Origin of the sequence: Aeromonas sp. PS2Canimalfood6, assembly GCF_048276795.1 — a bacterium.
Lineage (GTDB): Bacteria > Pseudomonadota > Gammaproteobacteria > Enterobacterales > Aeromonadaceae > Aeromonas > Aeromonas caviae.
In genome coordinates this window covers 1-26,743 of the sequence record NZ_JBLUXC010000038.1, presented here as the reverse complement: position 1 = coordinate 26,743, position 26,743 = coordinate 1, and the positions used below count along the sequence as shown (strand labels likewise).

At 59.1% G+C, this 26,743-nt stretch carries 24 protein-coding genes, 2 tRNA genes and 1 pseudogene; 22 read left to right on the top strand and 5 right to left on the bottom strand.

Annotated features, from left to right (window positions below):
• Window positions 1–29: 29 nt before the first annotated feature.
• The 3 genes from ACNPAA_RS14855 (at window position 30) to ACNPAA_RS14845 (ending at window position 3,603) form a co-directional block, all read left to right on the top strand.
• Window positions 30–1,586: an ABC transporter substrate-binding protein gene (locus tag ACNPAA_RS14855; protein WP_161469848.1), complete on the top strand. Its 1,557-nt coding sequence runs from the start codon at window positions 30–32 to the stop codon at window positions 1,584–1,586.
• A 96-nt stretch (window positions 1,587–1,682) separates the two neighbouring features.
• Window positions 1,683–2,657, top strand: a complete 975-nt coding sequence (locus ACNPAA_RS14850; protein ID WP_039040297.1) for an ABC transporter permease — start codon at window positions 1,683–1,685, stop codon at window positions 2,655–2,657.
• Window positions 2,658–2,661: 4 nt separating this feature from the next.
• Window positions 2,662–3,603 carry an ABC transporter permease gene (locus ACNPAA_RS14845; RefSeq protein WP_043153239.1) on the top strand — a complete coding sequence of 314 codons (942 nt, stop codon included), beginning with the start codon at window positions 2,662–2,664 and terminating at the stop codon, window positions 3,601–3,603.
• Window positions 3,604–3,832: 229 nt separating this feature from the next.
• Here ACNPAA_RS14845 and dxs read toward each other — a convergent pair whose 3' ends face one another.
• Genes dxs through xseB form a run of 3 tightly spaced genes read right to left on the bottom strand, consistent with a single transcriptional unit; the run spans window position 3,833 to window position 6,862 of the window.
• A complete protein-coding gene (gene dxs, locus ACNPAA_RS14840) occupies window positions 3,833–5,698 on the bottom strand; it encodes a 1-deoxy-D-xylulose-5-phosphate synthase (protein WP_417891843.1) in 1,866 nt (621 codons plus the stop codon).
• Between the two features lie 21 nt (window positions 5,699–5,719).
• A complete protein-coding gene (gene ispA / locus ACNPAA_RS14835; protein ID WP_041215676.1) occupies window positions 5,720–6,610 on the bottom strand; it encodes a (2E,6E)-farnesyl diphosphate synthase in 891 nt (296 codons plus the stop codon).
• Window positions 6,611–6,862 carry an exodeoxyribonuclease VII small subunit gene (gene xseB / locus ACNPAA_RS14830; protein ID WP_010675381.1) on the bottom strand — a complete coding sequence of 84 codons (252 nt, stop codon included), beginning with the start codon at window positions 6,860–6,862 and terminating at the stop codon, window positions 6,611–6,613. It abuts the gene before it with no gap.
• A gap of 234 nt (window positions 6,863–7,096) precedes the next feature.
• On the opposite strand from xseB, the gene pomA reads away from it, so the two are divergent.
• From pomA to greA, 3 genes are all read left to right on the top strand, one after another.
• Window positions 7,097–7,855: a flagellar motor protein PomA gene (gene pomA, locus ACNPAA_RS14825; protein WP_029314770.1), complete on the top strand. Its 759-nt coding sequence runs from the start codon at window positions 7,097–7,099 to the stop codon at window positions 7,853–7,855.
• 10 nt (window positions 7,856–7,865) lie between these two features.
• Entirely contained in the window at window positions 7,866–8,759 is an 894-nt protein-coding gene (locus ACNPAA_RS14820) for a flagellar motor protein MotB (protein ID WP_042878323.1), read from the top strand.
• Window positions 8,760–8,904: 145 nt separating this feature from the next.
• The gene (gene greA, locus ACNPAA_RS14815) at window positions 8,905–9,381 is read left to right on the top strand and encodes a transcription elongation factor GreA (RefSeq protein ID WP_010675378.1); all 477 of its coding nucleotides are present in this window, start codon (window positions 8,905–8,907) and stop codon (window positions 9,379–9,381) included.
• 47 nt (window positions 9,382–9,428) lie between these two features.
• On the opposite strand, the gene ACNPAA_RS14810 is transcribed toward greA, so the two are convergent.
• Both ACNPAA_RS14810 and yhbY read right to left on the bottom strand, forming a co-directional pair.
• Window positions 9,429–10,022 (bottom strand): PilZ domain-containing protein, encoded by a 594-nt coding sequence (locus ACNPAA_RS14810; protein ID WP_010675377.1) that lies wholly within the window; start codon window positions 10,020–10,022, stop codon window positions 9,429–9,431.
• Window positions 10,023–10,127: 105 nt separating this feature from the next.
• Window positions 10,128–10,424, bottom strand: coding sequence for a ribosome assembly RNA-binding protein YhbY (yhbY, locus tag ACNPAA_RS14805; protein WP_010675376.1), 297 nt, complete (start codon window positions 10,422–10,424; stop codon window positions 10,128–10,130).
• A gap of 97 nt (window positions 10,425–10,521) precedes the next feature.
• On the opposite strand from yhbY, the gene rlmE reads away from it, so the two are divergent.
• The 16 genes and pseudogenes from rlmE to ACNPAA_RS14725 form a co-directional block, all read left to right on the top strand.
• Window positions 10,522–11,151 carry a 23S rRNA (uridine(2552)-2'-O)-methyltransferase RlmE gene (rlmE, locus tag ACNPAA_RS14800; protein WP_010675375.1) on the top strand — a complete coding sequence of 210 codons (630 nt, stop codon included), beginning with the start codon at window positions 10,522–10,524 and terminating at the stop codon, window positions 11,149–11,151.
• Window positions 11,152–11,196: 45 nt separating this feature from the next.
• Window positions 11,197–13,149 (top strand): ATP-dependent zinc metalloprotease FtsH, encoded by a 1,953-nt coding sequence (gene ftsH / locus ACNPAA_RS14795; RefSeq protein WP_039040290.1) that lies wholly within the window; start codon window positions 11,197–11,199, stop codon window positions 13,147–13,149.
• An 84-nt stretch (window positions 13,150–13,233) separates the two neighbouring features.
• Entirely contained in the window at window positions 13,234–14,079 is an 846-nt protein-coding gene (gene folP / locus ACNPAA_RS14790; RefSeq protein WP_161469851.1) for a dihydropteroate synthase, read from the top strand.
• 18 nt (window positions 14,080–14,097) lie between these two features.
• Window positions 14,098–15,432, top strand: coding sequence for a phosphoglucosamine mutase (glmM, locus tag ACNPAA_RS14785; RefSeq protein WP_042014473.1), 1,335 nt, complete (start codon window positions 14,098–14,100; stop codon window positions 15,430–15,432).
• A gap of 131 nt (window positions 15,433–15,563) precedes the next feature.
• On the top strand, window positions 15,564–16,328 hold the full coding sequence (gene tpiA / locus ACNPAA_RS14780) for a triose-phosphate isomerase (RefSeq protein WP_045525799.1): 765 nt from the start codon (window positions 15,564–15,566) through the stop codon (window positions 16,326–16,328).
• Window positions 16,329–16,655, top strand: a complete 327-nt coding sequence (gene secG, locus ACNPAA_RS14775; protein WP_010633113.1) for a preprotein translocase subunit SecG — start codon at window positions 16,329–16,331, stop codon at window positions 16,653–16,655. It begins immediately after the preceding gene.
• Window positions 16,656–16,662: 7 nt separating this feature from the next.
• A tRNA-Leu gene (locus ACNPAA_RS14770) sits at window positions 16,663–16,747 on the top strand.
• A 91-nt stretch (window positions 16,748–16,838) separates the two neighbouring features.
• A tRNA-Met gene (locus ACNPAA_RS14765) sits at window positions 16,839–16,915 on the top strand.
• 166 nt (window positions 16,916–17,081) lie between these two features.
• Window positions 17,082–17,540 carry a ribosome maturation factor RimP gene (rimP, locus tag ACNPAA_RS14760; RefSeq protein ID WP_010675370.1) on the top strand — a complete coding sequence of 153 codons (459 nt, stop codon included), beginning with the start codon at window positions 17,082–17,084 and terminating at the stop codon, window positions 17,538–17,540.
• 14 nt (window positions 17,541–17,554) lie between these two features.
• Window positions 17,555–19,057 carry a transcription termination factor NusA gene (gene nusA / locus ACNPAA_RS14755; protein ID WP_161469852.1) on the top strand — a complete coding sequence of 501 codons (1,503 nt, stop codon included), beginning with the start codon at window positions 17,555–17,557 and terminating at the stop codon, window positions 19,055–19,057.
• A 20-nt stretch (window positions 19,058–19,077) separates the two neighbouring features.
• Entirely contained in the window at window positions 19,078–21,780 is a 2,703-nt protein-coding gene (gene infB / locus ACNPAA_RS14750; protein ID WP_029314767.1) for a translation initiation factor IF-2, read from the top strand.
• A gap of 55 nt (window positions 21,781–21,835) precedes the next feature.
• On the top strand, window positions 21,836–22,270 hold the full coding sequence (gene rbfA / locus ACNPAA_RS14745; RefSeq protein WP_010675366.1) for a 30S ribosome-binding factor RbfA: 435 nt from the start codon (window positions 21,836–21,838) through the stop codon (window positions 22,268–22,270).
• Window position 22,271: 1 nt separating this feature from the next.
• Window positions 22,272–23,222 carry a tRNA pseudouridine(55) synthase TruB gene (gene truB / locus ACNPAA_RS14740; protein WP_010675365.1) on the top strand — a complete coding sequence of 317 codons (951 nt, stop codon included), beginning with the start codon at window positions 22,272–22,274 and terminating at the stop codon, window positions 23,220–23,222.
• A 135-nt stretch (window positions 23,223–23,357) separates the two neighbouring features.
• Window positions 23,358–23,627, top strand: a complete 270-nt coding sequence (rpsO, locus tag ACNPAA_RS14735; protein ID WP_010675364.1) for a 30S ribosomal protein S15 — start codon at window positions 23,358–23,360, stop codon at window positions 23,625–23,627.
• Between the two features lie 180 nt (window positions 23,628–23,807).
• Window positions 23,808–25,946, top strand: a complete 2,139-nt coding sequence (gene pnp, locus ACNPAA_RS14730) for a polyribonucleotide nucleotidyltransferase (protein ID WP_029314766.1) — start codon at window positions 23,808–23,810, stop codon at window positions 25,944–25,946.
• Between the two features lie 142 nt (window positions 25,947–26,088).
• Window positions 26,089–26,625: pseudogene (locus ACNPAA_RS14725) on the top strand (MFS transporter); the annotation flags it as partial.
• Window positions 26,626–26,743 lie beyond the last annotated feature (118 nt).

Below are 26,743 nucleotides of genomic sequence, written 5' to 3'. Positions count from 1 at the left end.
AATAAAAAGCCAAAAGCATGGAGAAAGACATGAAGAAAGGATTATCCAAGATCGCCATGGCGCTGTTCGCCGCTGGTCTCGCGTTCAACGTTTCTGCTGCCGACATCAAGGTCGCCGTCGCGTCCGACGCCACCTCGCTGGACCCGCAGGAGCAGCTCTCCGGTCAGACCCTGGAGATGTCTCACCTGGTGTTCGACCCCCTGATGCGTTACACCCAGGATCTGCAGTTCGAGCCGCGTCTGGCCGAGAAGTATGAGCGCATCGACGACAAGACCGTCCGTTTCCACCTGCGCAAGGGTGTGAAGTTCCACTCCGGCAACGACTTCACCGCCGATGACGTGGTATGGACCGTCAACCGTCTGAAGGCCTCCCCGGACTTCAAGGCGATCTTCGACCCCATCGCCGAAGCCAAGAAGGTGGATGATTTCACCGTGGATCTCGTCACCGCCAAGCCGTTCCCGCTGGTGCTGCAGACCGTCACCTACATCTTCCCGATGGACTCCAAGTTCTATAGCGGCAAGACAGAGGCGGGCAAGGACAAGGCCGAGATCGTGAAGAACGGTGACTCCTTCGCCTCTACCAATGTCTCCGGTACCGGTCCGTTCAGCGTCAAGTTCCGCGAGCAGGGCGTGAAGCTGGAATACGTGCGCAACGCCAACTACTGGGACAAGGCCTCCAAGGGCAACGTCGACAACCTGACCGTGGTACCGATCAAGGAAGACGCCACCCGTGTTGCAGCCCTGCTGGGCGGAGACGTGGACATGATCTACCCGGTTGCCCCGAACGATCTGGAGCGCGTGAAGAACGGCAAGGATTCCCAGCTGGTCACCCTGTCCGGTACCCGTGCCATCATCATCGAGCTGAACCAGAACACCAACCCGGCGCTGAAAGACAAGCGCGTGCGTCAGGCGATCAACTACGCCATCAACCAGGTGGGCATCGTTGACAAGATCAACAAGGGCTTCGGTACCCCGGCCGGCCAGCTGAGCCCGAAAGGCTATGCAGGCTACAACGAGGCGCTCAAGCCCCAGTATGATCTGGCCAAGGCCAAGGAGCTGATGAAGGAAGCCGGTTACGAGAAGGGCTTCAAGATGAGCTTCATCTCCCCGGCTGCCCGCTACGTCAACGACGTCAAGATTGCCCAGGCCGTCTCCGCCATGCTGTCCAAGATCAACATCAAGGTGGATCTGAAGACCATGCCGGTGGCCCAGTACTGGCCGGAGTTTGACAAGTGCGCCGCTGACATGCAGCTGATCGGCTGGCACTCCGACACCGAAGACAGTGCGAACTTCTTCGAGTTCCTGACCTTCACCAAGGATGCCAAGACCGGCATGGGTCAGTACAACTGCGGCGGTTATGCCAACGCGGAAGCTGACAAGATGGTGATGGAAGCCAACACCGAGACCGATCCTGCCAAGCGTGCCGCCATCCTGCAGAAGGTGGAAGCCATGCTGATCGACGACGCTGCCTATGTGCCGCTGCACTGGGAAGACCTGGCCTACGGTGCCAAGAAGAACGTCGACATCAAGCCGGTGGTCAACGTGATGAACTTCCCTTATCTGGGTGACCTGGTGGTCAACAAGTAAGCGAAGCGTTTAAGGAAGGACCCGGCGGGGCACCCATGGTTGCCCCGCCATTAACAGAAGCCTGTGCCAAGACACAGGCCACGTAGAAGGACAAGCATGTTTACATTCCTGCTGAAACGGTTCTATCAGGCCGTGATAGTGATGTTCGTCATCAGCCTGGTCGCCTTCTCCATCCAGGACAACCTGGGGGATCCGCTGCGCGAGCTGGTGGGACAATCCGTCTCCGAGTCCGTGCGCCAGGAGCTGCGCGACAAGATGGGACTCAATGATCCCTTCCTCGTGAAATACAGCCGCTTCTTGAAGAACGCGGTACACGGGGATCTGGGCACTTCCTATTTCTTCAAGCGACCAGCCCTCGAGGTTATCCTCGACAAGCTGGTGGCTACCCTTGAGCTGGTGTTTGCCGCCGCGCTCATCATCGTCGTGGTCTCCATTCCGCTGGGGGTTTATTCGGCGATAAGACCGCGCAGCATCCTCACCAAGGTCATCATGGCGGTGAGCAGCATCGGCATCTCGATCCCGGTCTTCCTGACCGCCATCATGCTGATGTACCTCTTCTCCATCCAGCTGGGCTGGCTGCCGGCCTATGGCCGTGGCGAGACTTACAACCTGCTGGGCTGGGAGTCGGGCTTCTTCACCTGGGACGGTATCCTGCACCTGGTGCTGCCAGCTGTCTCCCTCTCCTCCATCATGCTGCCGCTGTTCATCCGGCTGGTGCGCTCGGAGATGCTGGAGCAGCTCTCCTCCGAGTACGTCAAGTTTGCCCGTGCCAAGGGGCTGGACAACAACAAGGTCTACTACCAGCACGCCCTGAAGAACACCATGCTGCCGGTCATCACGGTGGGCGGTGTGCAGATCGGGACTATGGTGGCCTACACCATCCTGACCGAGAGCGTGTTCCAGTGGCCGGGGACCGGCTTCCTGTTCCTTGAGGCGATCCACCGGGTCGATACGCCGCTGATCACCGCCTACGTCATCTTCGTCGGCCTGATCTTCGTGGTGACCAATACCCTGGTCGACCTGCTCTACGGGTTGATCAACCCGACCGTCAACCTGACCGCCAAGGGGTAAGCACATGAGTAACGCAGTGACTGCGAGCCCGAGTCGTTGGGCACGCTTCAAAAATTCCGACATCGTCTACTACTTCCTGCGGGACAAGGTAGCCATGTTCAGCTTTGCGGTGTTTGTGGTCTTCGTGCTGGCGGCCCTGCTGGCACCCTGGATCGCACCGCACAACGTCTATGACCAGACCAGCTTCGATCTGATGGATGCGGAGCTGCCCCCCTCCTGGCTGGAAGGGGGCGAGGCCCGCTTCTGGCTCGGGACCGACAACCAGGGACGCGACATCTGGAGCACCATCCTCTATGGCGCCCGCATCTCCCTGACCATTGGTCTGTTCGCGGTGGGGCTGCAGCTGGTGCTCGGTATCGTCATCGGTCTGATGGCCGGTTACTTTGGTGGTCGCATCGACAACCTGCTGATGCGCTTTGCCGATGTGCAGCTGTCGTTCTCCACCATGATGGTGGCGATCATCATCTCCGCCATCTTCCAGGCGACCTTTGGCTCCGAGTTCTACTCGAAGTTCGCCATCCTGATGCTGGTGGTGATCATCGGTATCGCCGAGTGGCCCCAGTATGCCCGGACGGTACGCGCCTCCGTGCTGGCGGAGAAGAAGAAGGAGTATGTGGAAGCAGCTCAGGTGATGGGGTTCCGCGCCCCGCGCATCATGTTCCGCCACATTCTGCCGAACTGCCTGTCACCCATCCTGGTCATCTCCACCGTGCAGGTGGCGAACGCCATCATGAGCGAGGCGGCCCTCTCCTTCCTGGGTCTGGGGATGCCGGTTGATCAACCGTCCCTGGGGTCGCTCATCAGCGTGGGCTTCAACTACATCTTCTCCGGCTCCTGGTGGATCACCGCCTTCCCGGGCCTCTGCCTGGTGGTGCTGGTGCTGGTGATCAACCTGCTGGGTGACTGGCTGCGGGATGTGTTCAACCCGAAGATCTACAAGGGCTGATAAACCTCTCCACGAACTGGCTGCGAGGCCGTGATCAAGGCTCATGTGCTGCTCGCTTATGTGGAATCAGGAGTGCTCATGTATGTCTCGGTTCCTGAGCGGCTTGTAACCTTGTTGACGGCCTTCTCGCGACAGGGCGTGAGCAGGGTTGGTCTGGCACAGTGAATAACAAAAAAGGGCGCCATCAGGCGCCCTTATTTATTGTTTGTGATTGCAGTAAGCACTTGCGTCAGGCTTGCAGCCAGGCCTCGATGCTGGCCTGAATGCCAGCGCCATCCAGCCCCAGCAGGGCGTAGATCTCATCCTGGGTGCCCTGCTCGATGAAGCGGTCCGGCAGGCCGAGGTTGAGCACCGGTTTGCACTGCTTGCAGCCCATCAGCAGCTCGTTCACCGCAGAGCCTGCACCGCCCATGATGGCGTTGTCCTCGAGGGTGACGAACTGATCGTGGGAGGCGGCCAGAGAGAGCACCAGCGCCTCGTCCATGGGTTTGACGAAGCGCATGTCCACCAGGGTGGCATCCAGCGCCTCGGCGGCTGCTCTGGCCTGTTGCAGCAGGGTGCCGAATGCCAGGATGGCAGTCCCCTTGCCCTCGCGAACGACACGTCCCTTGCCGAGGGGCAGGGCCTGCATCTCGCTCTCGGCCTGGATACCGGTGCCGCTGCCACGGGGGTAGCGCACCGCCGCTGGCCCGTTGCACAGATAGCCGGTGTAGAGCATCTGGCGGCACTCGTTCTCGTCGGACGGGGTCATCACCACCATGTTGGGCACGGTGCGCAGGAAGCTGATGTCGAACGCACCCTGATGGGTCGGGCCGTCGGCCCCCACCAGACCGGCCCGGTCGATGGCGAAGAGCACCGGCAGGTTCTGCAGCGCCACGTCGTGGATCAGCTGGTCATAGGCCCGCTGCAGGAAGCTCGAATAGATGGCGACCACGGGTTTCTGGTCGGCGATGGCGAGACCGGCGGCGAAGGTGACCGCATGTTGCTCGGCGATGGCCACATCGAAGTAGCGATCCGGATATTGCTGGCTGAATTTCACCAGACCGGAGCCTTCGCGCATGGCGGGAGTGATGCCGACCACGCGCTCATCCTTGGCGGCGATATCGCACAGCCACTGACCGAAGATGGCGGAGAAGGTGGGTTTGCCACCGGCGCTCTTGGGCAGGGCACAGTCATCCGGGTTGAATTTGGGGACGGCGTGATAGCCGATGGGATCTTTTTCCGCCGGCTCGTAGCCCTTGCCCTTCTTGGTCTTGACGTGCAGCAGCTGGGGACCCTTGAGGTTGCGCATGTTGCGCAGGGTTTCGACCAGGGCATGGATGTCGTGACCGTCGATGGGGCCGATGTAGTTGAAGCCGAACTCCTCGAACAAGGTACCCGGTACCACCATGCCCTTGAGGTGCTCCTCGGCCCGCTTGGCGAGCTCCTTGACCGGCGGCAGACCCGCCAGCACCTTCTTGCCCCCCTCGCGAATCGTGGTGTAGAGCTTGCCGGACATCAGCCTGGCGAGGTGATTGTTCAGGGCCCCCACGTTCTCGGAGATGGACATCTCGTTGTCGTTGAGCACCACCAGCATGTCCTTGTGGACGTCGCCGGCGTGATTCAGGGCCTCGAAGGCCATGCCGGCGGTGATGGCGCCATCACCGATGACCGCGACCACCTTGCGGCCAAGCCCTTCGCTCTCCGCCGCCACCGCCATCCCGAGCGCCGCCCCGATGGAGGTGCTGGAGTGGCCCACGCTGAGCACGTCGTACTCGCTCTCTTCCCGCCAGGGGAAGGGGTGCAGGCCATCTTTCTGGCGAATGGTGTGAATGCGCTCCCGTCGTCCGGTCAGGATCTTGTGGGGATAGGCCTGGTGACCCACGTCCCACACCAGCCGATCGAAGGGAGTGTTGTAGACATAGTGCAGGGCGACCGTCAGCTCGACGGTGCCAAGGCCGGAGGCGAAGTGGCCGCTGGAGCGGCTCACCGAGCGCAGCAGATACTCGCGCAGCTCGTTGCACACCACGGGCAGCCGCTCGAAGGGGAGGGATCGCAAATCGACCGGCGTGTCCGCGAGGGCCAGGTTGGGGAAATCGCTAATATCAACGCTCATATTGTTACTGTTATCCAGCGTTTAGTGGGTTCGCTCGATGATGTAATCGGCAAACGCTTCCAGAATGTCGGTATTGTAGGGCAAGGATTGCAGGGCTGTTAAGGCCTTGTCATGCAGTTCGCGAGCCAGCTCACGGGCATTGTCGAGTCCGAGCAGGGCCGGATAGGTACTCTTTTCCAGCGCCAGATCCGAGCCTTGCGGCTTGCCCAGGGTGGCGGTATCGCCCGTGATGTCGAGGATGTCGTCCTGCACCTGGAAGGCGAGTCCGATGGCGGCGGCATAGGTTTGCAGGGCGGTGAGGGTGGCGGGTTCCACGTCAGCCTTGCACAGGGCGCCGAGGGTCACGGCGCACTCGATGAGGGCCCCTGTCTTGTGGCGGTGCACCTGCTCCAGCTCGGCGAGGCTGATCCGGCGCCCTTCGGCGTCCAGATCCAGTGCCTGACCGCCGCACATGCCTAGATAGCCGGACGCGCGGGCCAGGGCACTCAGCATCCGCACCCGGTTGGCCATCAATGTATCGGGCATGGGGTGGTCGGCCAGAATGGAAAACGCCAGGGTCTGCAGGGCATCGCCCGCCAGGATGGCTGTGCCTTCATCGAAGGCCTTGTGTACGGTGGGCTGACCACGACGCAGGTCGTCGTCATCCATGGCGGGCAGGTCGTCGTGCAGGAGGGAGTATGCGTGAATGCACTCCACGGCGGCGGCGGGGCCATCCAGCAGTTCGCTCTTGACGCCCAGCATCTCGCCGACGGCATAGACCAGGAAGGGGCGCACCCGTTTCCCACCGAGCAGCAGGCCGTATTTCATCGCGTCCCGCAGACGTGGCGCCATGGCGGGCAGGGCGTCAAGCTGTGCCGAGAGGCAGTCGTCGATGCGGCGCCGATGCAGGCGGGAGAAATCGTCCAGGGTCACTCACTCCTCTCCTTGTTCTGCTCGAAAGGGGACCGCTTGCTCGCTGCCATCGGCCTGGGTCAGGAGGATCTGGATCTTCTGCTCGGCCTGTTCCAGCTTCTGCTGGCCGGCGCGCACCAGATGGATGCCCTGTTCGAATTGTTTGAGTGCCTCCTCGAGGGGGAGCGAGCCCTGTTCGAGTTGATGCACTATGGTTTCCAGCTCTTCCAGGGTGGCATCAAAACTCAGACGGTCGATTTTTTTACTGGCCATGTCCATCCTCGGGGATTGAAAAAAACGGCTCATCTTAACATCGACCGGCCACAGGGGGGAGGCAGAAAAACGCGGCGTCCTCAAACTATCCTGACCATGGCCGATAAGAACGGGCATGCAACCACGCATTGCCGATCGGCGATTGCGGTGTACCGGGCTTGCTGCCGGGGGCGCAATAGCAGAAAATTCAACGCAATATAATTAGACGGCACGTTCGGCGACAGGAGTAGGGATGTGGATTTAGGGAGTCTGATAGGCTTAGTGCTGGGGTTCGGGGTCGTGGTGTACGGCATGTTGCTGGGCGGCCCCATGAGCATGTATGTGGACATGCCATCGGTCTACATCACCATACTGGGGTCCGTGTTCATCTGCATGATGAAGTTCAACCTCGGTCAGTTTCTGATGGCCTTCAAGGTCGCGGGCAAGGCCTTCATGTACAAGGGGGACAAGCTCGACGATCTCATCACCAAGGCGGTGGAACTGGCGGATGCGGCCCGCAAGGGGGGCTTTCTGGCTCTGGAGGCGGCGGAGATCCCCAATACCTTCATGAAGAAGGGCATCGACATGCTGGTGGACGGCCATGATGCCGACGTGGTGCGTGCGGTGATGGAGAAGGACATCGAACTGACGTCCGAGCGTCACGCCACGGCCATCAAGGTGTTCCGCTCCCTGGGGGATCTCGGTCCGGCCATGGGCATGATCGGTACCCTGGTGGGGTTGGTGGCCATGCTGGCCAACATGAGCGACCCCAAATCCATCGGTCCGGCCATGGCGGTGGCCTTGCTGACGACCCTGTATGGCGCCATCGAGGCCAACATGATTGCCATCCCCATCGCGGACAAGCTGGAACTGCGCAGTGGCGAGGAACAGTTGAGTCGCACCCTGATCCTCGACGCCATCATGGGGATCCAGGATGGACAGAACCCGAGGGTGATCCAGGCCATGTTGCAGAACTACCTGAATCAGTCCAAACGCAACAACGGGACCGAATAGGAGCGCACAGATGGCAAAGTGCAAGTGCCCGCCTCCCGGATTGCCCGGTTACATGGGAACCTTCGCGGATCTCATGTCTCTGCTGATGTGCTTCTTCGTGCTTTTGCTCTCCTTTGCCGAGATGGATGTGCAGAAGTTCAAGCAGATCGCCGGTTCCATGGAGAAGGCGTTCGGGGTACAGAACATCCTGGAGGTCAAGGATATCCCCAAGGGAACCTCGGTCATCGCCCAGGAGTTTCGTCCTGGTCGCCCCGAGCCGACGCCTATTGACACCATCATGCAGCAGACCATCGACATGACCCAGACCGAGCTGGATTTCCAGCCTGGGGATGCGGACAAGGCGGGTGGACATGACAAGACCGAAGGCCAGCAGAGCGGTGGCGATACCGCCCAGGAGGCCCAGAAGGCGCAGGAACAGTCCAACACCCTGGCCAAGGCACTGGCGGAGCAGATGCAGGCCCAGATCCAGGATGGGGCCATCGAGATAGAGGCGCTGGGTCAGCAGATCATCATTCGCATTCGCGAGAAAGCGGCGTTCCCGGCGGGATCCGCCTTCCTGCAACCCCAGTTCTGGCCGGTGATCCGCAAGGTGGCTGCGCTGCTCAAGGATGTGCCGGGGGAGATCACCGTCTCCGGCCACACCGACAATGTGGCCACCGAGGACGAGTTGTTCCAGTCCAACTGGGAGCTTTCATCCCAGCGGGCGGTGGCGGTTGCCCACCAGATGATCAAGGTGCCCGGTTTTGACGGCAATCGTCTGGTGGTGCAAGGGATGGCGGATTCACAGCCGCTGGTGCCCAACAACAGCCCGGAGAATCGGCGCATGAACCGACGTGTCGAGATCGCCATCATGCAGGGCAAACCGACGGTGTCGGCTCCGCTTGGCGTCTCGGAATCCAAGTAACGCTGGCCCAAAGCGGGATCCCGCTCGCAGGGGCTGACATGGATTTTGTGGCGGCTTCATATTAAGATGCCCCATCCGAACCGACAGCTGCGGCTCTCTTTTGATTGCCGCAGCTTCTCTTTATAAAGCAACCCAGGTTTCGACTATGAATCATACTCCGATGACTGTTCGCGGCGCTGAAAAGCTGCGTCAAGAGCTCGATTATCTCAAGACCGAGCTGCGTCCCCAGATTATCGAAGCGATTGCTGATGCCCGTGAACATGGCGATCTGAAAGAAAATGCCGAATACCATGCCGCCCGCGAGCAGCAGGGTTTCTGTGAAGGCCGCATTCAGGAAATTGAAGGCAAGCTCTCCAATGCCCAGATTATCGATGTCACCAAGATTGCCAACAATGGCCGCGTCATCTTCGGCGCAACCGTGACCCTGCTCAAAAGTGAAACGGAAGAGGAAGTGGTCTACCGCATCGTGGGAGACGACGAGGCGGACATCAAGCAGAACATGATTTCCGTGAACTCCCCCATTGCCCGCGCCCTGATCGGCAAGGAAGTGGATGACGTTGCCATCGTCAAGACGCCGGGTGGCGATGTGGAGTACGAGATCCTGGAAGTTGCCTATCTCTGATTGAACGTCGGGGAAAGAGACAGGGGAGCCGGGCTCCCCTGTTGTCTTTAGTCACCCTGATAGGCCTGGACGAAGGCGTCCTGGTGGCGCTGGAAGAGCCAGTCCCGCAATTGTTCCTGATCCTCCTTGCCCAGCCGGAACTGGACGGCCCAGTCATGGCGATGTGGATTGGCATCCACGTGCCTGACGAGGGTGCCTGTCATGGCCAAGGGAGGGAGATCCTCGATGCGAAGGTATCCGCCAAGTGGATCTCCCTTGGCAAAGGCGTCCGGCAAGCCAGCCACGATGAGACCGCCAAGGGAGAGGCTGTATACCTCGTACTCCGCGTCTTCGGTGCAGAGCACGGCCTTTTCGTCGAGTCGCCAGGCGCGCAGATGGGGCGAACCCAGCTCGGTAATGGTCGGCGCGGCGATGCGCAGCTCGGCGTGGCCCTCCTCTGCCTGGGTGCAGTGGAGCGGGAAACGCAATTGGTAGCCGGCGATGCGGGCTTCGAGTGTCAGGGGCTTGGCTCGCTGCAACAGGCTTTGGAGAGGAAGGGGCAGGGGGCCGCGCAGGTATTGGCTGGTGGCAATGTCTTCATCGTTTCCCAGGTCCCGCAGCATGGCCAGTTCTTCATCGGTGAGGAGCTGATGCTTGTCCATAGTGGGTGTCCACGGCTATTCATCGCAGGTTAAGGGCCTGGCAACTATTTTGGCAAGCGACTTGGGAAGAAGGGAAATGAAGGAAAGAGCGAATGCTCTTTCCTGTTACTTGCGCGGCAACTGGATCTTGGGCTCTTTGGCCTGACGGTAGATGGTCAGTACATGGCCCATGCTCTGTACCTTGATGGCGCCGGTCTCGCGAACGATGGCATCCATCACCAGCTGTTTCATCTCACGATCTTCAGACGCAACCTTAACCTTGATCAGCTCGTGGTGGTTCAGCGCCAGATCGATCTCGGCCAGCACCCCTTCGGTCAGACCGTGTTGTCCCAGCAGGACGACCGGCTTCAGACTGTGGGCCAGGCCCTTGAGGTACTGTTTCTGTTTATTGTTGAGAATCATGGCAATTTCTTCATAAGTCAGGGTTGAAAGGGGCGTATTCTACCCCCACTTAGCCCTTAATACTAATAACCCTTGTGGTTTTTTAAAGTCGACAATCATGACCCAGAAAAAACGTTCCCCCAGTTCAACCCGCTGGTTAAAAGAACATTTCGACGACCAATACGTCAAGAAAGCCCAGAAGTTGGGACTGCGCTCTCGCGCCGTTTTCAAGATCGACGAGATCCAGGGCAAAGACCGGCTGCTCAAGCCGGGGATGACGGTAGTGGACCTGGGGGCTGCTCCCGGTGGCTGGTCCCAATTTGCTATCGACCAGGTCGGTGACAAGGGGCGCGTCATTGCGTGTGATATTTTGCCGATGGATTCCATTGCCGGTGTCGATTTCCTGCAAGGGGACTTTCGGGAGGAAACTGTACTCGGCGCCTTGCTGGAGCGAGTCGGCCCCGACAAGGTGGATGTCGTCATGTCGGACATGGCGCCCAACATGAGCGGCACCCAGCAGGTGGATCAGGCCCGTGCCATGTACCTGGTGGAACTGGCGCTGGACATGTGCAATCAGGTCCTGAGCAGTAATGGCAGTTTTGTAGTCAAGGTGTTCCAGGGGGAGGGGTTTGATGCCTATCTCAATGAAATACGTAGACTTTTCTCTGTCGTCAAGATTCGAAAACCAGACTCGTCCCGTGCTCGTTCACGAGAAGTCTACATTGTGGCTACCGGTTTTAAACTGTAGTACCCTAACCCTCATCGTTAACTGTCAGTCTGCGAGGTCATTGATTTGAGTGACATGGCGAAAAACCTAATCCTGTGGCTGGTCATCGCCGTCGTGCTGATGTCGGTGTTCAATAGCTTCAGCCCCAGCGATACCACCAGTCGCCAGCTGGACTATTCCAGCTTCGTGAAAGAAGTGACCCAGGAGCAGATCCGTGAAGTGCGGATGGATGGCAAGGTCATCAATGGCGTCAAGCGCACCGGTGAACGTTTCACCACCATCATTCCTGCGCCGGATCCCCAACTGCTCAACGACATGCTCAACCATAACGTCAAAGTGATGGGTGAGAAGCCGGAAGAACCATCTCTGATCACGTCCATCTTCATCTCCTGGTTCCCGATGCTGTTGCTGATCGGTGTCTGGGTCTTCTTCATGCGTCAGATGCAGGGCGGCGGCGGCAAGGGTGCCATGTCGTTCGGCAAGAGCAAGGCTCGCCTGATGAGCGAAGATCAGATCAAGACTACCTTCGCCGACGTAGCTGGTTGTGACGAGGCAAAGGAAGAGGTCAAGGAGCTGGTCGACTATCTGCGTGACCCGACCAAATTCCAGAAGCTGGGTGGCAAGATCCCGACCGGCGTCCTGTTGGTAGGTCCTCCCGGTACCGGTAAGACCCTGCTGGCCAAAGCCATTGCAGGCGAGGCCAAGGTGCCGTTCTTCACCATTTCAGGTTCGGACTTCGTGGAAATGTTCGTGGGTGTCGGTGCCTCCCGGGTGCGTGACATGTTCGAACAGGCCAAGAAATCCTCCCCCTGCATCATCTTCATTGATGAGATCGATGCGGTCGGTCGCCAGCGTGGCGCCGGTCTGGGTGGTGGTCACGACGAACGTGAGCAGACCCTGAACCAGATGCTGGTTGAAATGGATGGTTTTGAAGGCAATGAGGGCATCATCGTCATCGCCGCCACCAACCGTCCCGACGTACTGGATCCTGCGCTGCTGCGTCCAGGTCGTTTCGACCGCCAGGTCGTGGTCGGCTTGCCGGATGTTCGCGGTCGTGAGCAGATCCTGAAAGTGCACATGCGCAAGGTACCGCTGGCGGATGACGTCAATCCGGCGCTGATTGCCCGTGGTACCCCTGGTTTCTCCGGTGCCGATCTGGCCAACCTGGTGAACGAGGCTGCCCTCTTCTCTGCTCGCGAGAGCCGCCGAGTGGTCTCCATGCTGGAGTTCGAAAAGGCGAAGGACAAGATCATGATGGGGGCGGAACGTCGCTCCATGGTGATGAAAGAGTCCGAGAAGGAGATGACGGCCTATCACGAAGCGGGTCACGCCATCATTGGTCGCGTGGTGCCGGATCATGACCCTGTCTACAAGGTCTCCATCATTCCGCGCGGCCGTGCGCTGGGTGTGACCATGTACTTGCCGGAGCAGGATCGCTGGAGCCACTCCAAGCAGCATCTGGAGTCCATGATCTCCAGCCTGTATGGCGGTCGTCTGGCGGAAGAGTTGATCTACGGTGCCGAGAAGGTATCGACCGGTGCATCCAACGACATCGAACGTGCCACCGACATCGCTCGCAAGATGGTCACCCAGTGGGGCATGTCCGAGCGTCTCGGCCCCATGCTTTACGCAGAAGAGGATGGTGAAGTCTTCCTCGGCCGCAGCATGGCCAAGGCCAAGCACATGTCTGACGATACCGCCCGCATCATCGATGCAGAGGTCAAGCAGGTCATCGATCGCAACTACGATCGTGCCAAGCAGATCCTGCTGGACAACATGGATGTGCTGCACACCATGAAAGATGCATTGATGAAGTACGAGACCATCGATGCCAAGCAGATCGATGATCTGATGGCGCGTCGCGAGGTCCGTGCTCCCAGCAACTGGCATGATGAGCATGGTGACACCCCGCAAGGTGGTGCCAGCGTGAACAACGGGCCGGAGGCCAAGGCGCCGACTGAAGAGGGCAGTGCACCTCTGAGTGACATCGACAAGGCGAACGATGTCCCGGCCAAATAAGTTGTCATGATACAAACCCCGGGCTTGCCCGGGGTTTTTCTTTGCACGAAGAGTTTGCCGCTCTTGTTGGAGGTAGTTGAAGCAATGCAGTTAATCAGCAAGGGACGTCCCCTTTCTCTCGACCGTCCCCATGTCATGGGCATTCTCAATGTGACGCCGGACTCCTTTTCAGATGGTGGCCGCTTCAAGCAGATCGATCTGGCGTTGAGTCATGCCCGCGACATGGTGGCCGATGGGGCCACCCTTATCGATATAGGTGGCGAGTCGACCCGCCCGGGCGCCCCCGACGTGAGCGAGCAGGAGGAGCTGGACAGGGTCATCCCCGTGGTGGAGCGCATGGTCGCCGAGCTGGATGTGATGATCTCCCTCGATACCTCCAAGGCGATTGTCATGCGGGAGGGTTGTGCTGCAGGTGGTCACCTCATCAATGATGTCCGCGCCCTGCAAGAGCCGGGAGCGCTGGGCGCGGCGGCCGAGGCTGGCGTACCGGTATGCCTCATGCACATGCAGGGGCAGCCCCGTACCATGCAGGTGGAGCCGCACTATGACGATTTGCTGGGGGAGGTGAGAGCCTTCTTTGACGAGCGGATTGCCGCTTGTCTGGGGGCCGGTATCCCGCGTGAGCATCTGGTACTGGATCCAGGCTATGGCTTTGGCAAGACGCTGGCGCACAACTATCAGCTGCTGGCACAGCAGGCGTCACTGCTCGATTACCAACTTCCGCTCTTGGTGGGCATGTCACGAAAGTCTATGATAGGCAACCTGCTTGACCGCCCGGTAGCCGAGCGGTTGGCTGGTAGTCTGGCCTGTGCCCTGATCGGGTTGCAACATGGCGCCAGGATCATCCGGGTGCACGACGTGCGGGCCACCATGGATGTCTTGCGTACAGGCTGGATGACCATGACGGGACAAGATTTCATATCCAAATAGAAAAACGAGAAACAGACAATGACCAGAAAGTACTTCGGCACCGACGGCGTGCGCGGCAAGGTGGGTGAATACCCGATCACCCCGGATTTCGTCATGAAACTGGGCTGGGCCGCCGGCAAGGTGCTCTCCAAGAAAGGGACCAAGAAGGTGCTGATCGGCAAGGATACCCGTATCTCCGGTTATATGCTGGAGTCGGCACTGGAGGCGGGGCTCTCCGCCGCCGGTCTCAAAGCCATACTGATGGGACCCATGCCCACCCCGGCGGTTGCCTACCTGACTCGCACCTTCCGTGCCGAAGCCGGCATCGTCATCAGTGCATCCCACAACCCCTATTACGACAACGGCATCAAGTTCTTCTCCGCCGACGGCACCAAGCTGCCCGATGATGTCGAGCTGGCCATCGAAGCCGAGCTCGACAACGAACTCAAGTGCGTGGAGTCCGCGGAGCTTGGCAAGGCGCAGCGCATCGATGATGCGGCTGGTCGCTACATCGAATTCTGCAAGAGCACCTTCCCCTCCAATCTGAGCCTGGAAGGGCTGAAAATGGTGGTGGATTGCGGTCATGGTGCCACCTACCACATCGCCCCTTCCGTCTTCCGCGAGCTGGGTGCCGAAGTCATCGCCATCGGCTGCAGCCCGGATGGGCTCAACATCAATGACGGCGTCGGTTCCACCGCACCGGAGGCGCTGGCCGCCAAGGTCCAGGAATGCAAGGCAGATCTCGGCGTCGCCTTCGACGGTGACGGCGACCGTCTGGTGATGGTGGACAGCACTGGTTACATCATCGACGGGGATGAGATCCTTTACATCATCGCCCGGGATGCCTTACGCCATGGCCGCCTCAAGGGCGGTGTGGTGGGCACCCTGATGGCAAACATGGGGCTGGAGCTGGCGCTTCAGACCCTGGGCATCCCGTTCGCCCGTGCCAAGGTAGGTGACCGCTACGTGCTTGAGATGATGAACGAGAAGGGCTGGCGCATCGGGGGCGAAAACTCCGGTCACATCATCTGCTTGGATCAGACCACCACGGGGGATGGTATCGTCGCCGCCCTGCAGGTGCTGACGGCCATGCGCAGTGCCGAGATGCCGCTGGCCAAATTGCGTTCGGGCATGAGCAAGTTCCCGCAAGTGCTGGTCAATGTGCGCTTCGCCGAAGGCAAGGATCCGCTGACCTCCAGTGCCGTTCAGCAGGAAGTGGCGGCAGTGGAGCTGGAACTGGCCGGCCGTGGCCGGGTGCTGCTGCGCAAATCCGGCACCGAGCCCCTGATCCGGGTCATGGTCGAAGGTGAACACGAACAGCAGGTGCGCGATATGGCAGAGCGCATCGCCAAACAGGTCGAATCGGCGTTTTAATGAACAACCAAGGCGGCTTTTTAGTCGTCTTGGTTGTATCTTGTTCAAACGATTCGAAAATTTGAAAATAGCACTTGTCAGCTGAGCATCCTCTGGATATTATCAGCCCCGCTTTCGCAAGGGAGTTGCCGATGGGACATCGCAAGCCGTTTGTAGCAGCCAACTGGAAGTTACACGGTAGTAGGTCGCAGTTAGAGCAGTTTACGAGTCAGTGCGCAGAGCGCATTGATGAAGACGTAGATGTGGTCTTGTGTCCATCCCATGTGCATCTCGGTTTCACGGCCGAACTGCTCGGTGAGCAGGGAAGAGTGAAGCTGGGGGCTCAGAACGTGAGCCAGCACAGACAAGGCGCTTATACGGGTGAAATCTCGTGTGAGATGCTGGTCGAGGCAGGTTGCCGATATGTACTTGTTGGTCACTCCGAGCGCAGGCGTCTCTTTGGTGAGACCAGTTTTATCGTCGCAGAGAAGTTTGCGGCAGTCAGAGCAGCAGGTCTGATACCCATACTTTGTCTGGGTGAGTCAGGCGCGGCGAGGCAGGCAAGAAGAACCTTTGAGGTGATTGCCGAGGAACTGGACATCGTCATAGAGAAAAATGGCGCGATGGCTTTCGATAATGCTATCATCGCCTACGAGCCAATCTGGGCTGTAGGTACAGGTAAATGCGCCACACCCGAGCAGGCACAAGAGGTTCATTCCTTTATTCGCAGTCGCTTGGCGGAGGATACTCCGGTAATAGGTGAGAAAGTCAGAATCATCTATGGTGGGAGCGTGACACCGGCCAATGCACAAGATTTGTTTGCGCAGCCCGATATTGATGGCGGTCTGATAGGCAGGGCAAGTCTTGATGGCGAGGCGTTTTTAGGAATAGTTGAAGCGGCAAAGGGTGCAAGTTAAATGTACGAGATTCTTTTGGTCGTTTATCTGCTGGTATCGCTGGCTCTGATTGGTCTGGTGATGATTCAGCAAGGTAAAGGGGCTGATATGGGCGCCTCCTTCGGCGCAGGGGCATCGAATACAGTGTTCGGCTCCGGTGGTTCAGGAAGTTTCCTGACCCGCACAACAGCGATTTTGGCTACTCTGTTTTTCTTGATTAGTCTGGTTCTGGGTTCCATGTCCAGCAACAAGGTCAAACAGGGTAGTGAATGGGAAAATCTGCAACAGACTCAACAAGTTGAGCAGAGCAAAGCGCCAGTGAAGAAAGATACTGACGTTCCCGAATAAGAGTTTTGCCGTGGTGGTGGAATTGGTAGACACGCTATCTTGAGGGGGTAGTGCTCTAGGGTGTGCGGGTTCGAGTCCCGCCCACGGCACCAATTAAGCAGTGAACCCGGGTAACCGGGATGTTATAGCCGCTGAGTCTTGTCTCACGAGAGTGAAGTGGCTATAATCTCGCACGATTTCGGACGCGGGGTGGAGCAGCATGGTAGCTCGTCGGGCTCATAACCCGAAGGTCGTCGGTTCAAATCCGGCCCCCGCAACCAAATTTCACGCATTTCCTACGCTCAGGAAGGCGGTCGCTGCGAGGCGACAATCAGGGTAAAGCGCCAAGCCCCGATTTGACATCGGGGCTTTTTGTTATGTGCAATTTACTCTGAATCTATTTCTATCTGGGCTATATGCCCTTTTTTCGTTTTTCGGAGGGTGACTTTGGCTACGTTGGAACAACGTTTGACCGATCTGCTCGAGGCTCCGGTCGTTGCCTTGGGTTTTGAACTGTGGGGTATCGAGTTTATCCGTGCGGGTAAGCACTCGACCTTGCGCGTTTTCATCGACTCGGAGCAAGGCGTGACGGTGGAAGACTGTGCCGAGGTGAGCCGCCAGGTCGGCGCCATCATGGATGTCGAAGATCCCATCACCGAGGAGTACTACCTTGAGGTGTCTTCCCCGGGTCTGGATCGTCCACTGTTCAAGGTCGCCCAGTTCGAAAAATACGTTGGCCAGGAGGCGGCGGTAACGCTTCGGATGGCAACAAACAACCGCCGCAAGTTCAAAGGCGTAATCAAAGCCGTGCAGGGGGACATGATCACTCTGACGGTAGATGGTAAGGACGAGGTGTTGGCTTTCACCAATATCCAAAAAGCGAACATAGTGCCGAACTTTGGTTAACGAGGCTATCGGATATGAATAAAGAGATTTTGCTGGTCGTTGACGCTGTGTCCAACGAGAAGGCTGTCCCCCGCGAGAAGATTTTCCAGGCTCTGGAGACTGCGCTGGCGACTGCGACCAAGAAAAAATACGAAGGCGAGATTGAAGTGCGTGTCGAGATCGATCGCAAGACCGGTGACTACGACACCTATCGCCGTTGGGTCGTGGTGGCCGATCAGGCTTCCATGGAGAACCCGTACGGGGAAATCACTCTCGAAGCCGCTCAGATCGAGCAGCCGGATATCCAGATCGGCGACTATGTTGAAGACCAGATTGACTCTGTGACCTTCGACCGTATCACCACCCAGACCGCCAAGCAGGTCATCGTGCAGAAAGTGCGCGAGGCTGAGCGTTCCCAAGTCGTTGACCAGTTCAAGGACAAGGAAGGCACCATCATCAGCGGCGTGGTCAAGAAGAGCAACCGCGACAACGTGATCCTGGATCTGGGCAGCAATGCCGAAGCCGTGATCTTCCGTGACGACATGCTGCCCCGTGAGACCTTCCGTCCCGGCGACCGTATCCGTGGCCTGCTCTACGCCGTGCGTCCGGAAGCCCGTGGTTCCCAGCTGTTCGTCAGCCGCTCCAGCCCGGACTTCCTGAAAGAGCTGTTCCGCATCGAAGTGCCGGAAATCGGCGAAGAGATGATTGAAATCATGGGCGCTGCCCGTGATCCGGGTTCCCGCGCCAAGATCGCGGTGAAGACCAACGATCGTCGTATCGACCCGATCGGTGCCTGTATCGGCATGCGTGGTGCCCGCGTTCAGGCCGTCTCCGCCGAGCTGAGCGGTGAGCGTGCCGACATCGTGCTGTACGATGACAACCCGGCCCAATACGTGATCAACGCCATGGCGCCAGCCGATGTGGCCTCCATCATCGTCGATGAAGACAACCACACCATGGACATCGCCGTGGAAGCCGCCAACCTGGCCCAGGCCATCGGCCGCAACGGTCAGAACGTGCGTCTGGCCTCCCAGCTGACCGGTTGGGAACTGAACGTGATGACCGTCGAGGACATGCGTGCCAAGCACCAGGCCGAGAACGACCGCATCATGAACCTGTTCACCAGCACCCTCGATATCGACGACGATTTCGCCGGCCTGCTGATGGAAGAGGGCTTCTCCACCCTGGAAGAGATTGCCTTCGTCCCGGCCAACGAGCTGCTGGCCATCGACGGTCTGGATGAAGACATGGTCGAAGAGCTGCGCAAGCGTGCCAAGGATGCCCTGACCACCAAGGCCCTGGCCAAAGAAGAATCCTTTGAAGGCGTCGAGCCTTCCGAAGAACTGCTCAATCTCTCCGGCCTCGGCCGTGAAATGGCCTATGCCCTGGCCGCTCGCGGTGTCGGCACCCTGGAAGATTTGGCAGAGCAAGGTATCGATGACCTTGCCGACATCGAAGAGTTGACCGCCGAGAAGGCAGGTGAGCTCATTATGGCTGCTCGCAATATCTGTTGGTTCGGAGAAGAGCAGTCTGAATAAGGTCAAACGGAGGAAAATGAATGGCAGAAGTATCAGTTAAGCAACTTGCCACTGACATCGACACGCCGGTTGATCGTCTTCTCCAGCAGTTTGTCGATGCCGGCATCGTGAAGAGCAAGGCCGACGACATGGTCAGCGAGTCTGAGAAACAGACTCTGCTGGCACATCTGAAGAAACAGCATGGAGGTGACGAGGTCACCGCACCTGCTCGCATGACCTTGCAGCGCAAGACCAAGAGCACCCTGAGTGTTCAGGGGACTGGTGGCAAGAACAAGGAAGTGCAGGTAGAAGTGCGCAAGTCTCGCACCTATGTAAGACGCTCGGCGCTGGAAGATGAACAGCGCCAGGCGGAAGCCGAGGAAACAGCGCGTTTGGAAGCAGAAGAAAAAGCTCGTCGCGAGGCCGAAGAGAAGGCCCGCCTCGACGCTGAAGAGAAGGCTCGCCGTGAGGCTGAGCAGGCTCGTCGTGAAGCTGAGGAAAAGGCGCGGATCGAGGCACAACAGAAGGCTCGACAGGCTCAACAGCCCGCCAAAGCAGCCGTTAGCACAGCTCAGCAAGAGGCAGAAAAGATGGCCAAGCGCGAAGCAGAAGAACTGAAGCGCCAACAGGAACAGACAGCTTTGCAAAAAGCTGAAGAACTCGCCGCGAAGAAAGCCGAAGAGGCTCGCATCATGGCGGAACAGAATGCGGCCCGCTGGGCTGAAGAAGAAGCGGCTCGCGCCAAAGAGAGCAGCGATTACCATCTGACCACCAACAAGCACGCGCAAGCGGCCGAAGATGAGTTGGATCGTAAGGAAGAGACCAGCCGTCGCACGGCTGCCGCTGCCAAGGCGCCGAAGAAGGTCGGCCGTCGCGAAGACGACCGCAATGACCGCAACTCCCGCGATCCCCGTGCCCGCAAAGGCAAGCGTGGCAAGATGGCCATGCCGAACGCCATGAAACACGGCTTCAACAAGCCGGCTGCCGTGGTCAACCGTGACGTCGTCATCGGCGAGACCATCACAGTGGCGGAGCTCGCCAACAAGATGGCCGTCAAGGGCGTTGAAGTCATCAAGGTGATGATGAAGATGGGTGCCATGGCCACCATCAACCAGGTGATCGACCAGGAGACCGCTCAGCTGGTCGCCGAGGAGATGGGTCACAAGGTAGTGCTGCGCCGTGAGAACGAGCTGGAAGAGGCGGTACTTAGCGATCGTGACGAGACCTCCGAAGCCAAGCCGCGTGCGCCGGTCGTGACCATCATGGGTCACGTCGACCACGGCAAGACCTCGCTGCTGGACTATATCCGTAAAGCCAAGGTCGCCGCAGGCGAAGCCGGTGGCATTACCCAGCACATCGGTGCGTACCACGTACAGACCGACAGCGGCATGATCACCTTCCTGGATACCCCGGGTCACGCGGCGTTTACCTCCATGCGTGCTCGTGGTGCCAAGGCGACCGACATCGTTGTGCTGGTTGTTGCAGCTGACGACGGCGTGATGCCGCAAACCATCGAAGCTATCCAGCACGCCAAGGCGGCCGGTGTGCCGCTGGTTGTTGCGGTGAACAAGATCGACAAGCCTGAAGCGGATCCGGATCGCGTCAAGACCGAGCTGGCCCGTTACAACGTCATGTCCGAAGAGTGGGGTGGCGATTGCCAGTTCGTGCACGTCTCCGCCAAGTCTGGCGAAGGCATCGACGACCTGCTGGAAGCCATCCTGATCCAGGCCGAAGTCCTGGAGCTGAAAGCGGTGGTTGACGGCATGGCCAACGGCGTCGTGATCGAATCCTTCCTGGATAAAGGTCGTGGTCCGGTTGCCACCGTGCTGGTACAGGAAGGCACTCTGCGTCAGGGCGACATTGTGCTGTGTGGTCTTGAGTACGGCCGGGTTCGCGCCATGCGTGACGAACTGGGTCGCGAGATCAAGGAAGCAGGTCCCTCTCTGCCAGTGGAAATTCTGGGTCTGTCCGGCGTTCCCTCTGCCGGTGACGAAGCCACGGTCGTGCGTGACGAGAAGAAAGCCCGTGAAGTGGCGCTCTACCGTCAGGGCAAGTTCCGCGAAGTCAAGCTGGCTCGCCAGCAGAAGGCCAAGCTGGAAAACATGTTTGCCAACATGACCGAGGGCGAAGTGTCCGAAGTGAACGTGGTGATCAAGGCCGATGTACAAGGCTCTGTGGAAGCGATCTGCGATGCGCTGGTCAAACTCTCCACCGACGAAGTGAAGGTGAAGATCGTGGGTTCCGGCGTAGGTGGCATCACCGAAACCGACGCGACCCTGGCCGCGGCTTCCAGCGCCATCCTGGTGGGCTTCAACGTCCGTGCCGACGCTTCTGCGCGCAAGGTCATCGAATCCGAGAGCCTGGATCTGCGTTACTACTCCGTCATCTATGACCTGATCGACGAAGTGAAGCAGGCCATGAGCGGCAAGCTGGCTCCTGAGTATCGTCAGGAAATCATCGGTCTGGCTGAAGTGCGTAGCGTCTTCAAGTCGCCGAAGTTCGGCGCCGTTGCCGGCTGTATGGTTACCGAAGGTGTGGTCAAGCGTTCCAACCGCATTCGCGTTCTGCGTGACAACGTGGTTATCTATGAAGGCGAGCTGGAATCCCTGCGCCGCTTCAAGGATGACGTCAACGAAGTTCGCAACGGCTACGAGTGTGGTATCGCGGTCAAGAACTACAACGACGTGCGTGAAGGCGACCAGATCGAGGTGTACGAGACCGTTGAAATCCAGCGGACTCTGTAAGCCGAGCGTTAGACAAAATAGGGGGCCGCGGCCCCCTTTTATCGCAGGATAGAATATGGCCAGAGAATTCAGCCGGACCCGTCGGGTCGGGCAGCAGATCCAGCGTGAAATCGCGCTGATCCTGCAGCGCGAGGTGAAAGACCCGCGCATCGGCATGGTGACCGTCTCCGACGTGGAGGTCTCCAAGGACCTCAACTATGCCAAGGTTTATGTCACCTTCTTGCAACTGGAGAATGACGCCGAGCGCATCAAGGAAGGGCTCAAGGGCCTGACCGAGGCTGCCGGTTACATCCGCAGCCTGCTGGGCAGCGCCATGCGTCTGCGGGTGGTGCCCGAGCTGCGTTTCTACTACGACCAGACCCTGGTCGAGGGGATGCGCCTCTCCAACCTGGTGACCAACACTGTGCGTGAAGACAAGCGTCGCATGACTGAAGCCGGTCGTGACGAAGAGCAATCCGCACCGGATGACACGACTGAGGATAACGCCTGAGATGTCTCGTAGACGTCGTTTCAAAGGCCGTGACGTACACGGCATCCTGCTGCTGGACAAACCGACCGGCCTGACTTCCAACGATGTGTTGCAGAAGGTCAAGCGGATCTACAACGCCGCCAAGGCTGGCCATACCGGCGCCCTGGACCCCCTGGCCACCGGCATGTTGCCGATCTGCCTCGGGGAGGCCACCAAGTTCTCCCAGTATCTGCTGGAAGCGGACAAGCGCTATGAGGTGACCGCCAAGCTGGGCGAGCGCACCAATACCAGTGACTCCGACGGCGAGGTGGTTTCCACCCGCCCGGTGAACGTGGCGGTGGGCACCCTGATCGAGGCGCTGGACCAGTTCCGCGGCCCCATCATGCAGGTGCCGTCCATGTACTCCGCCCTCAAGCACAACGGCCGCCCGCTCTACGAATATGCCCGTGAAGGGATCGAGATCGAGCGGGAAGCCCGTCCCATCACCATCTTCGAACTCAAGCTGCTCGGCTTCGAGGGGGACGAGGTGAAGCTGGAAGTGCATTGCAGCAAGGGTACCTATATCCGCTCCCTGGTAGACGATCTGGGGGAAGTGCTGGGCTGTGGCGCTCACGTCACCCAGCTGCGTCGCACCCAGGTGGCGAGCTACCCCTACGAGCGGATGCTGACCCTGGAGCAGCTCGAGTGTATCTTCGAGCAGGCCAAGGCCGAAAGCATTCCGCCACGGGAGCAGCTGGATCCCCTGTTGCTGCCGATGGACACCGCTGTGGCCTCTCTGCCCGAGGTGAACATGCTGGTCGCCGTGGCCGCCTATGTGAACCAGGGTCAGGCCGTGCAGGTGGCAGGTAGCCCCCAAAGTGGCCAGGTCCGCATGACGGTTGGCCCGGAGCGCGAATTCATCGGGGTTGGCGAGATCGATGACGAGGGGCGCGTGGCGCCCAAGCGTCTGGTTCGCTACCATGACGAGGAGTGATCCTCAGGTGGTATCGTTCTGTCACGCGTCTTTCCCGTTGCGAAAAGGGGCCGGGACGATTATGATACCGCCCTCATTTCACGGCTGAATTAGAGATTGGCTGTGAACCTTTAAACACTCTACTGGAGTAATACCATGTCTCTAAATGCTGAGATCAAAGCTCAAATCGTTGCCGACAACGCTCGTGGCGCCAACGACACCGGTTCCCCCGAAGTGCAAGTTGCCCTGCTGACTGCCCAGATCAACCATCTGCAAGGTCACTTCAAGGAGCACGCCAAGGATCACCACGGTCGTCGCGGTCTGCTGCGCATGGTTTCCCAGCGTCGTAAGCTGCTGGACTACCTGAAGCGTAAAGACGTTCAGCGCTACGCTGCTCTGATCGCCAAGCTGGGTCTGCGTCGTTAATCGACCATCAGATTTCGCAAAAAAGGGGAACCGCGAGGTTCCCCTTTTTTATTGCCCGTTTCAAACAGGATGCAGGCCGTTGCCTGCCTCACAGAATTGACGTCCGCGCTTACCTTTTGATGCGAATCAAGTATACTTGCACGCGAATTTAAAGCGCCAAATTGTTAAAAGGAAATTCACGTGAATCCTATTGTAAAGTCATTCCAGTACGGTCAACACACCGTCACACTGGAAACCGGTGTGATGGCCCGTCAAGCCACTGCGGCCGTCATGGTCAGCATGGACGATACCTGTGTCTTCGTGACTGTCGTTGGCAAGAAAGAGGCCGATCACGGCCGTGATTTCTTCCCGCTGACCGTCAACTATCAGGAGCGTACCTATGCTGCTGGTCGTATCCCGGGTGGTTTCTTCCGTCGTGAAGGCCGTCCGAGCGAGGGTGAGACCCTCATCTCCCGTCTGATCGACCGTCCCATCCGTCCGCTGTTCCCGGAAGGCTTCCTCAATGAGGTTCAGGTGGTTGCCACCGTCATGTCCGTGAACCCGGCCGTTTCTCCCGACATCGTTGCCATGATCGGTGCCTCCGCGGCCCTGGCCATCTCCGGCATCCCGTTCGGCGGCCCGATCGGTGCAGCCCGCGTGGGTTACATGAACGGCCAGTACGTGCTGAACCCGACCACCACCGAACTGCCCCAGAGCGATCTGGATCTGGTGGTTGCCGGTACTGCCAATGCGGTGCTGATGGTGGAATCCGAAGCAGCCATCCTCTCCGAAGAGGTGATGCTGGGCGCCGTGGTCTACGGTCACGAGCAGATGCAGACCGTGATCAACGCCATCAATGAATTCGCTGCCGACGTCGGTACCAAGCCCTGGGACTGGACCCCGCCTGCCGTCAACGAAGCGCTGAAAGCCAAAGTTGCCGAACTGGCCACAGCTGAACTGGGTGAAGCCTACCGTATCACCGAGAAGGCTGTTCGTTACGAAACCATCGCTGCCATCAAGGGCCGCGTGGTCGAGCAAGTCATCGCATCCGGCGTGGAAGAAGATGCCAAGAAGATCGGCGAAGAGTTCCACAGCCTGGAGAGCCGCATCGTCCGTGGTCGCGTCGTACGTGGTGAGCCGCGTATCGACGGTCGCGATCCGGAAATGATCCGCGCCCTCTCCGTCGGTACCGGCATCCTGCCCCGTGCCCACGGTTCTGCCCTGTTCACCCGTGGTGAAACCCAGGCCATCGTGGTGGCCACTCTGGGTACCGAGCGTGACGCCCAGAACATCGACGAGCTGACCGGCAACCGCGCCGATCGCTTCATGCTGCACTACAACTTCCCGCCCTACTGCGTCGGCGAGACCGGCATGATGGGCAGCCCGAAGCGTCGTGAAATCGGTCACGGCCGTCTGGCCAAGCGCGGCGTTGCTGCCGTGATGCCGAGCGCCGCCGAGTTCCCGTACGTGGTGCGCGTAGTCTCTGAAATCACCGAATCCAACGGTTCCTCCTCCATGGCGTCTGTCTGTGGTTCCTCCCTGGCGCTGATGGATGCCGGTGTGCCGATCAAGGCCTCCGTTGCCGGTATCGCCATGGGTCTGGTGAAGGAAGAAGAAGGTTTCGTCGTGCTGTCCGACATCCTGGGTGACGAAGATCACCTGGGCGACATGGACTTCAAGGTAGCCGGTACCAGCGAAGGTGTGACCGCGCTGCAGATGGACATCAAGATCGAAGGCATCACCAAAGAGATCATGGAGATTGCGCTGAAGCAAGCTCGTGGCGCTCGTCTGCACATCCTGAAGGTGATGGACGAAGCTATCCAGGCTCCCCGTGCCCAGATCTCCGATTTCGCACCGCGCATCCACACCATCAAGATCAATCCTGAGAAGATCAAGGACGTGATCGGCAAGGGTGGTTCCGTGATCCGTGCCCTGACCGAAGAGACCGGCACCAACATCGAGCTGGATGATGACGGTACCGTTCGCATCTCCGCCGTGGCCAACGAAGCCGCCATGGAAGCGATCCGCCGCATCGAGGCCATCACCGCCGAGATCGAAGTGAACCGCATCTACGAAGGCAAGGTCGTGCGCCTGGCTGACTTCGGCGCCTTCGTCAACATCCTGCCGGGTAAAGACGGTCTGGTGCACATCTCCCAGATCACCGATGCCCGCGTGCAGAACGTGGCCGACTTCCTGAAAATCGGTGACGTGGTGAAGGTGAAGGTACTGGAAGTGGACCGTCAGGGCCGTGTGCGTCTCTCCATCAAGGAAGCGAACGCACCGACCGAAGCGGCTGCTGCTCCTGCTGCCGTTGCCGTCGAAGAGCCGGCTGCCGAATAAGGCTGCCGTATGTGAAAGAGCCGACCCTTGGGTCGGCTTTTTTGTGCCTGTCGCCCGGCATGGCGCAGATTGTCTCCTTGTTCCTTTTGGCGCCCCTTGATATAAGGGACTGCCCCGCTTCGTTGGCAAAAGGAATTGCAGCATGTCATGGGCCTACCTCAGGCAGTTTCCTTCCCTGGTCTGGATCGTCATCCTGGGCACTTTCATGGTGCGTACCACCTTCTTCATGGTCTGGCCCTTTCTCTCCATCCTGCTCTACCGTGACTACGGACTTTCGGCGACCCTGATAGGCCTGATCCTGGGGGCCACGGCGGCGCTTTCCACTCTTGTCAGCTTCTATGGCGGCTGGCTCTCGGACAAATGGGGGCGGCGCAACATCCTGCTGTTCGGCTGCCTGGTTTCCGCCGCCAGTGTGGCCCTGCTCGGCCTCTCCCACCAGGTGGGCTGGCTGGCACTCGGGGTGATCGGCAGCGGACTCTCCTACGGGCTCATCGACTCACCGGGCAAGGCACTGATGGCCGACAATCTGGCCGAGCCCAAAGCCCGTGAGCTGGCGCTGCACCTGCGTTATTTCCTGCTCAACCTGGGGGCGGCCATCGGTCCTCTGCTCGGCGTCACCTATGGCCTGAGCGCGCGTCAGGAGACCTTCCTGTTGCTCAGTGCCAGCTATCTGCTGCTCATGTACAGGATCTTTAGCTACAACCAATTGAAATAGATAGAAAAAAGGCTTCGTTTGTGATCTGATTTAATCGCAAAAAAAAACCGACACGCCCGAAGCCATGACTATTATCAATGCA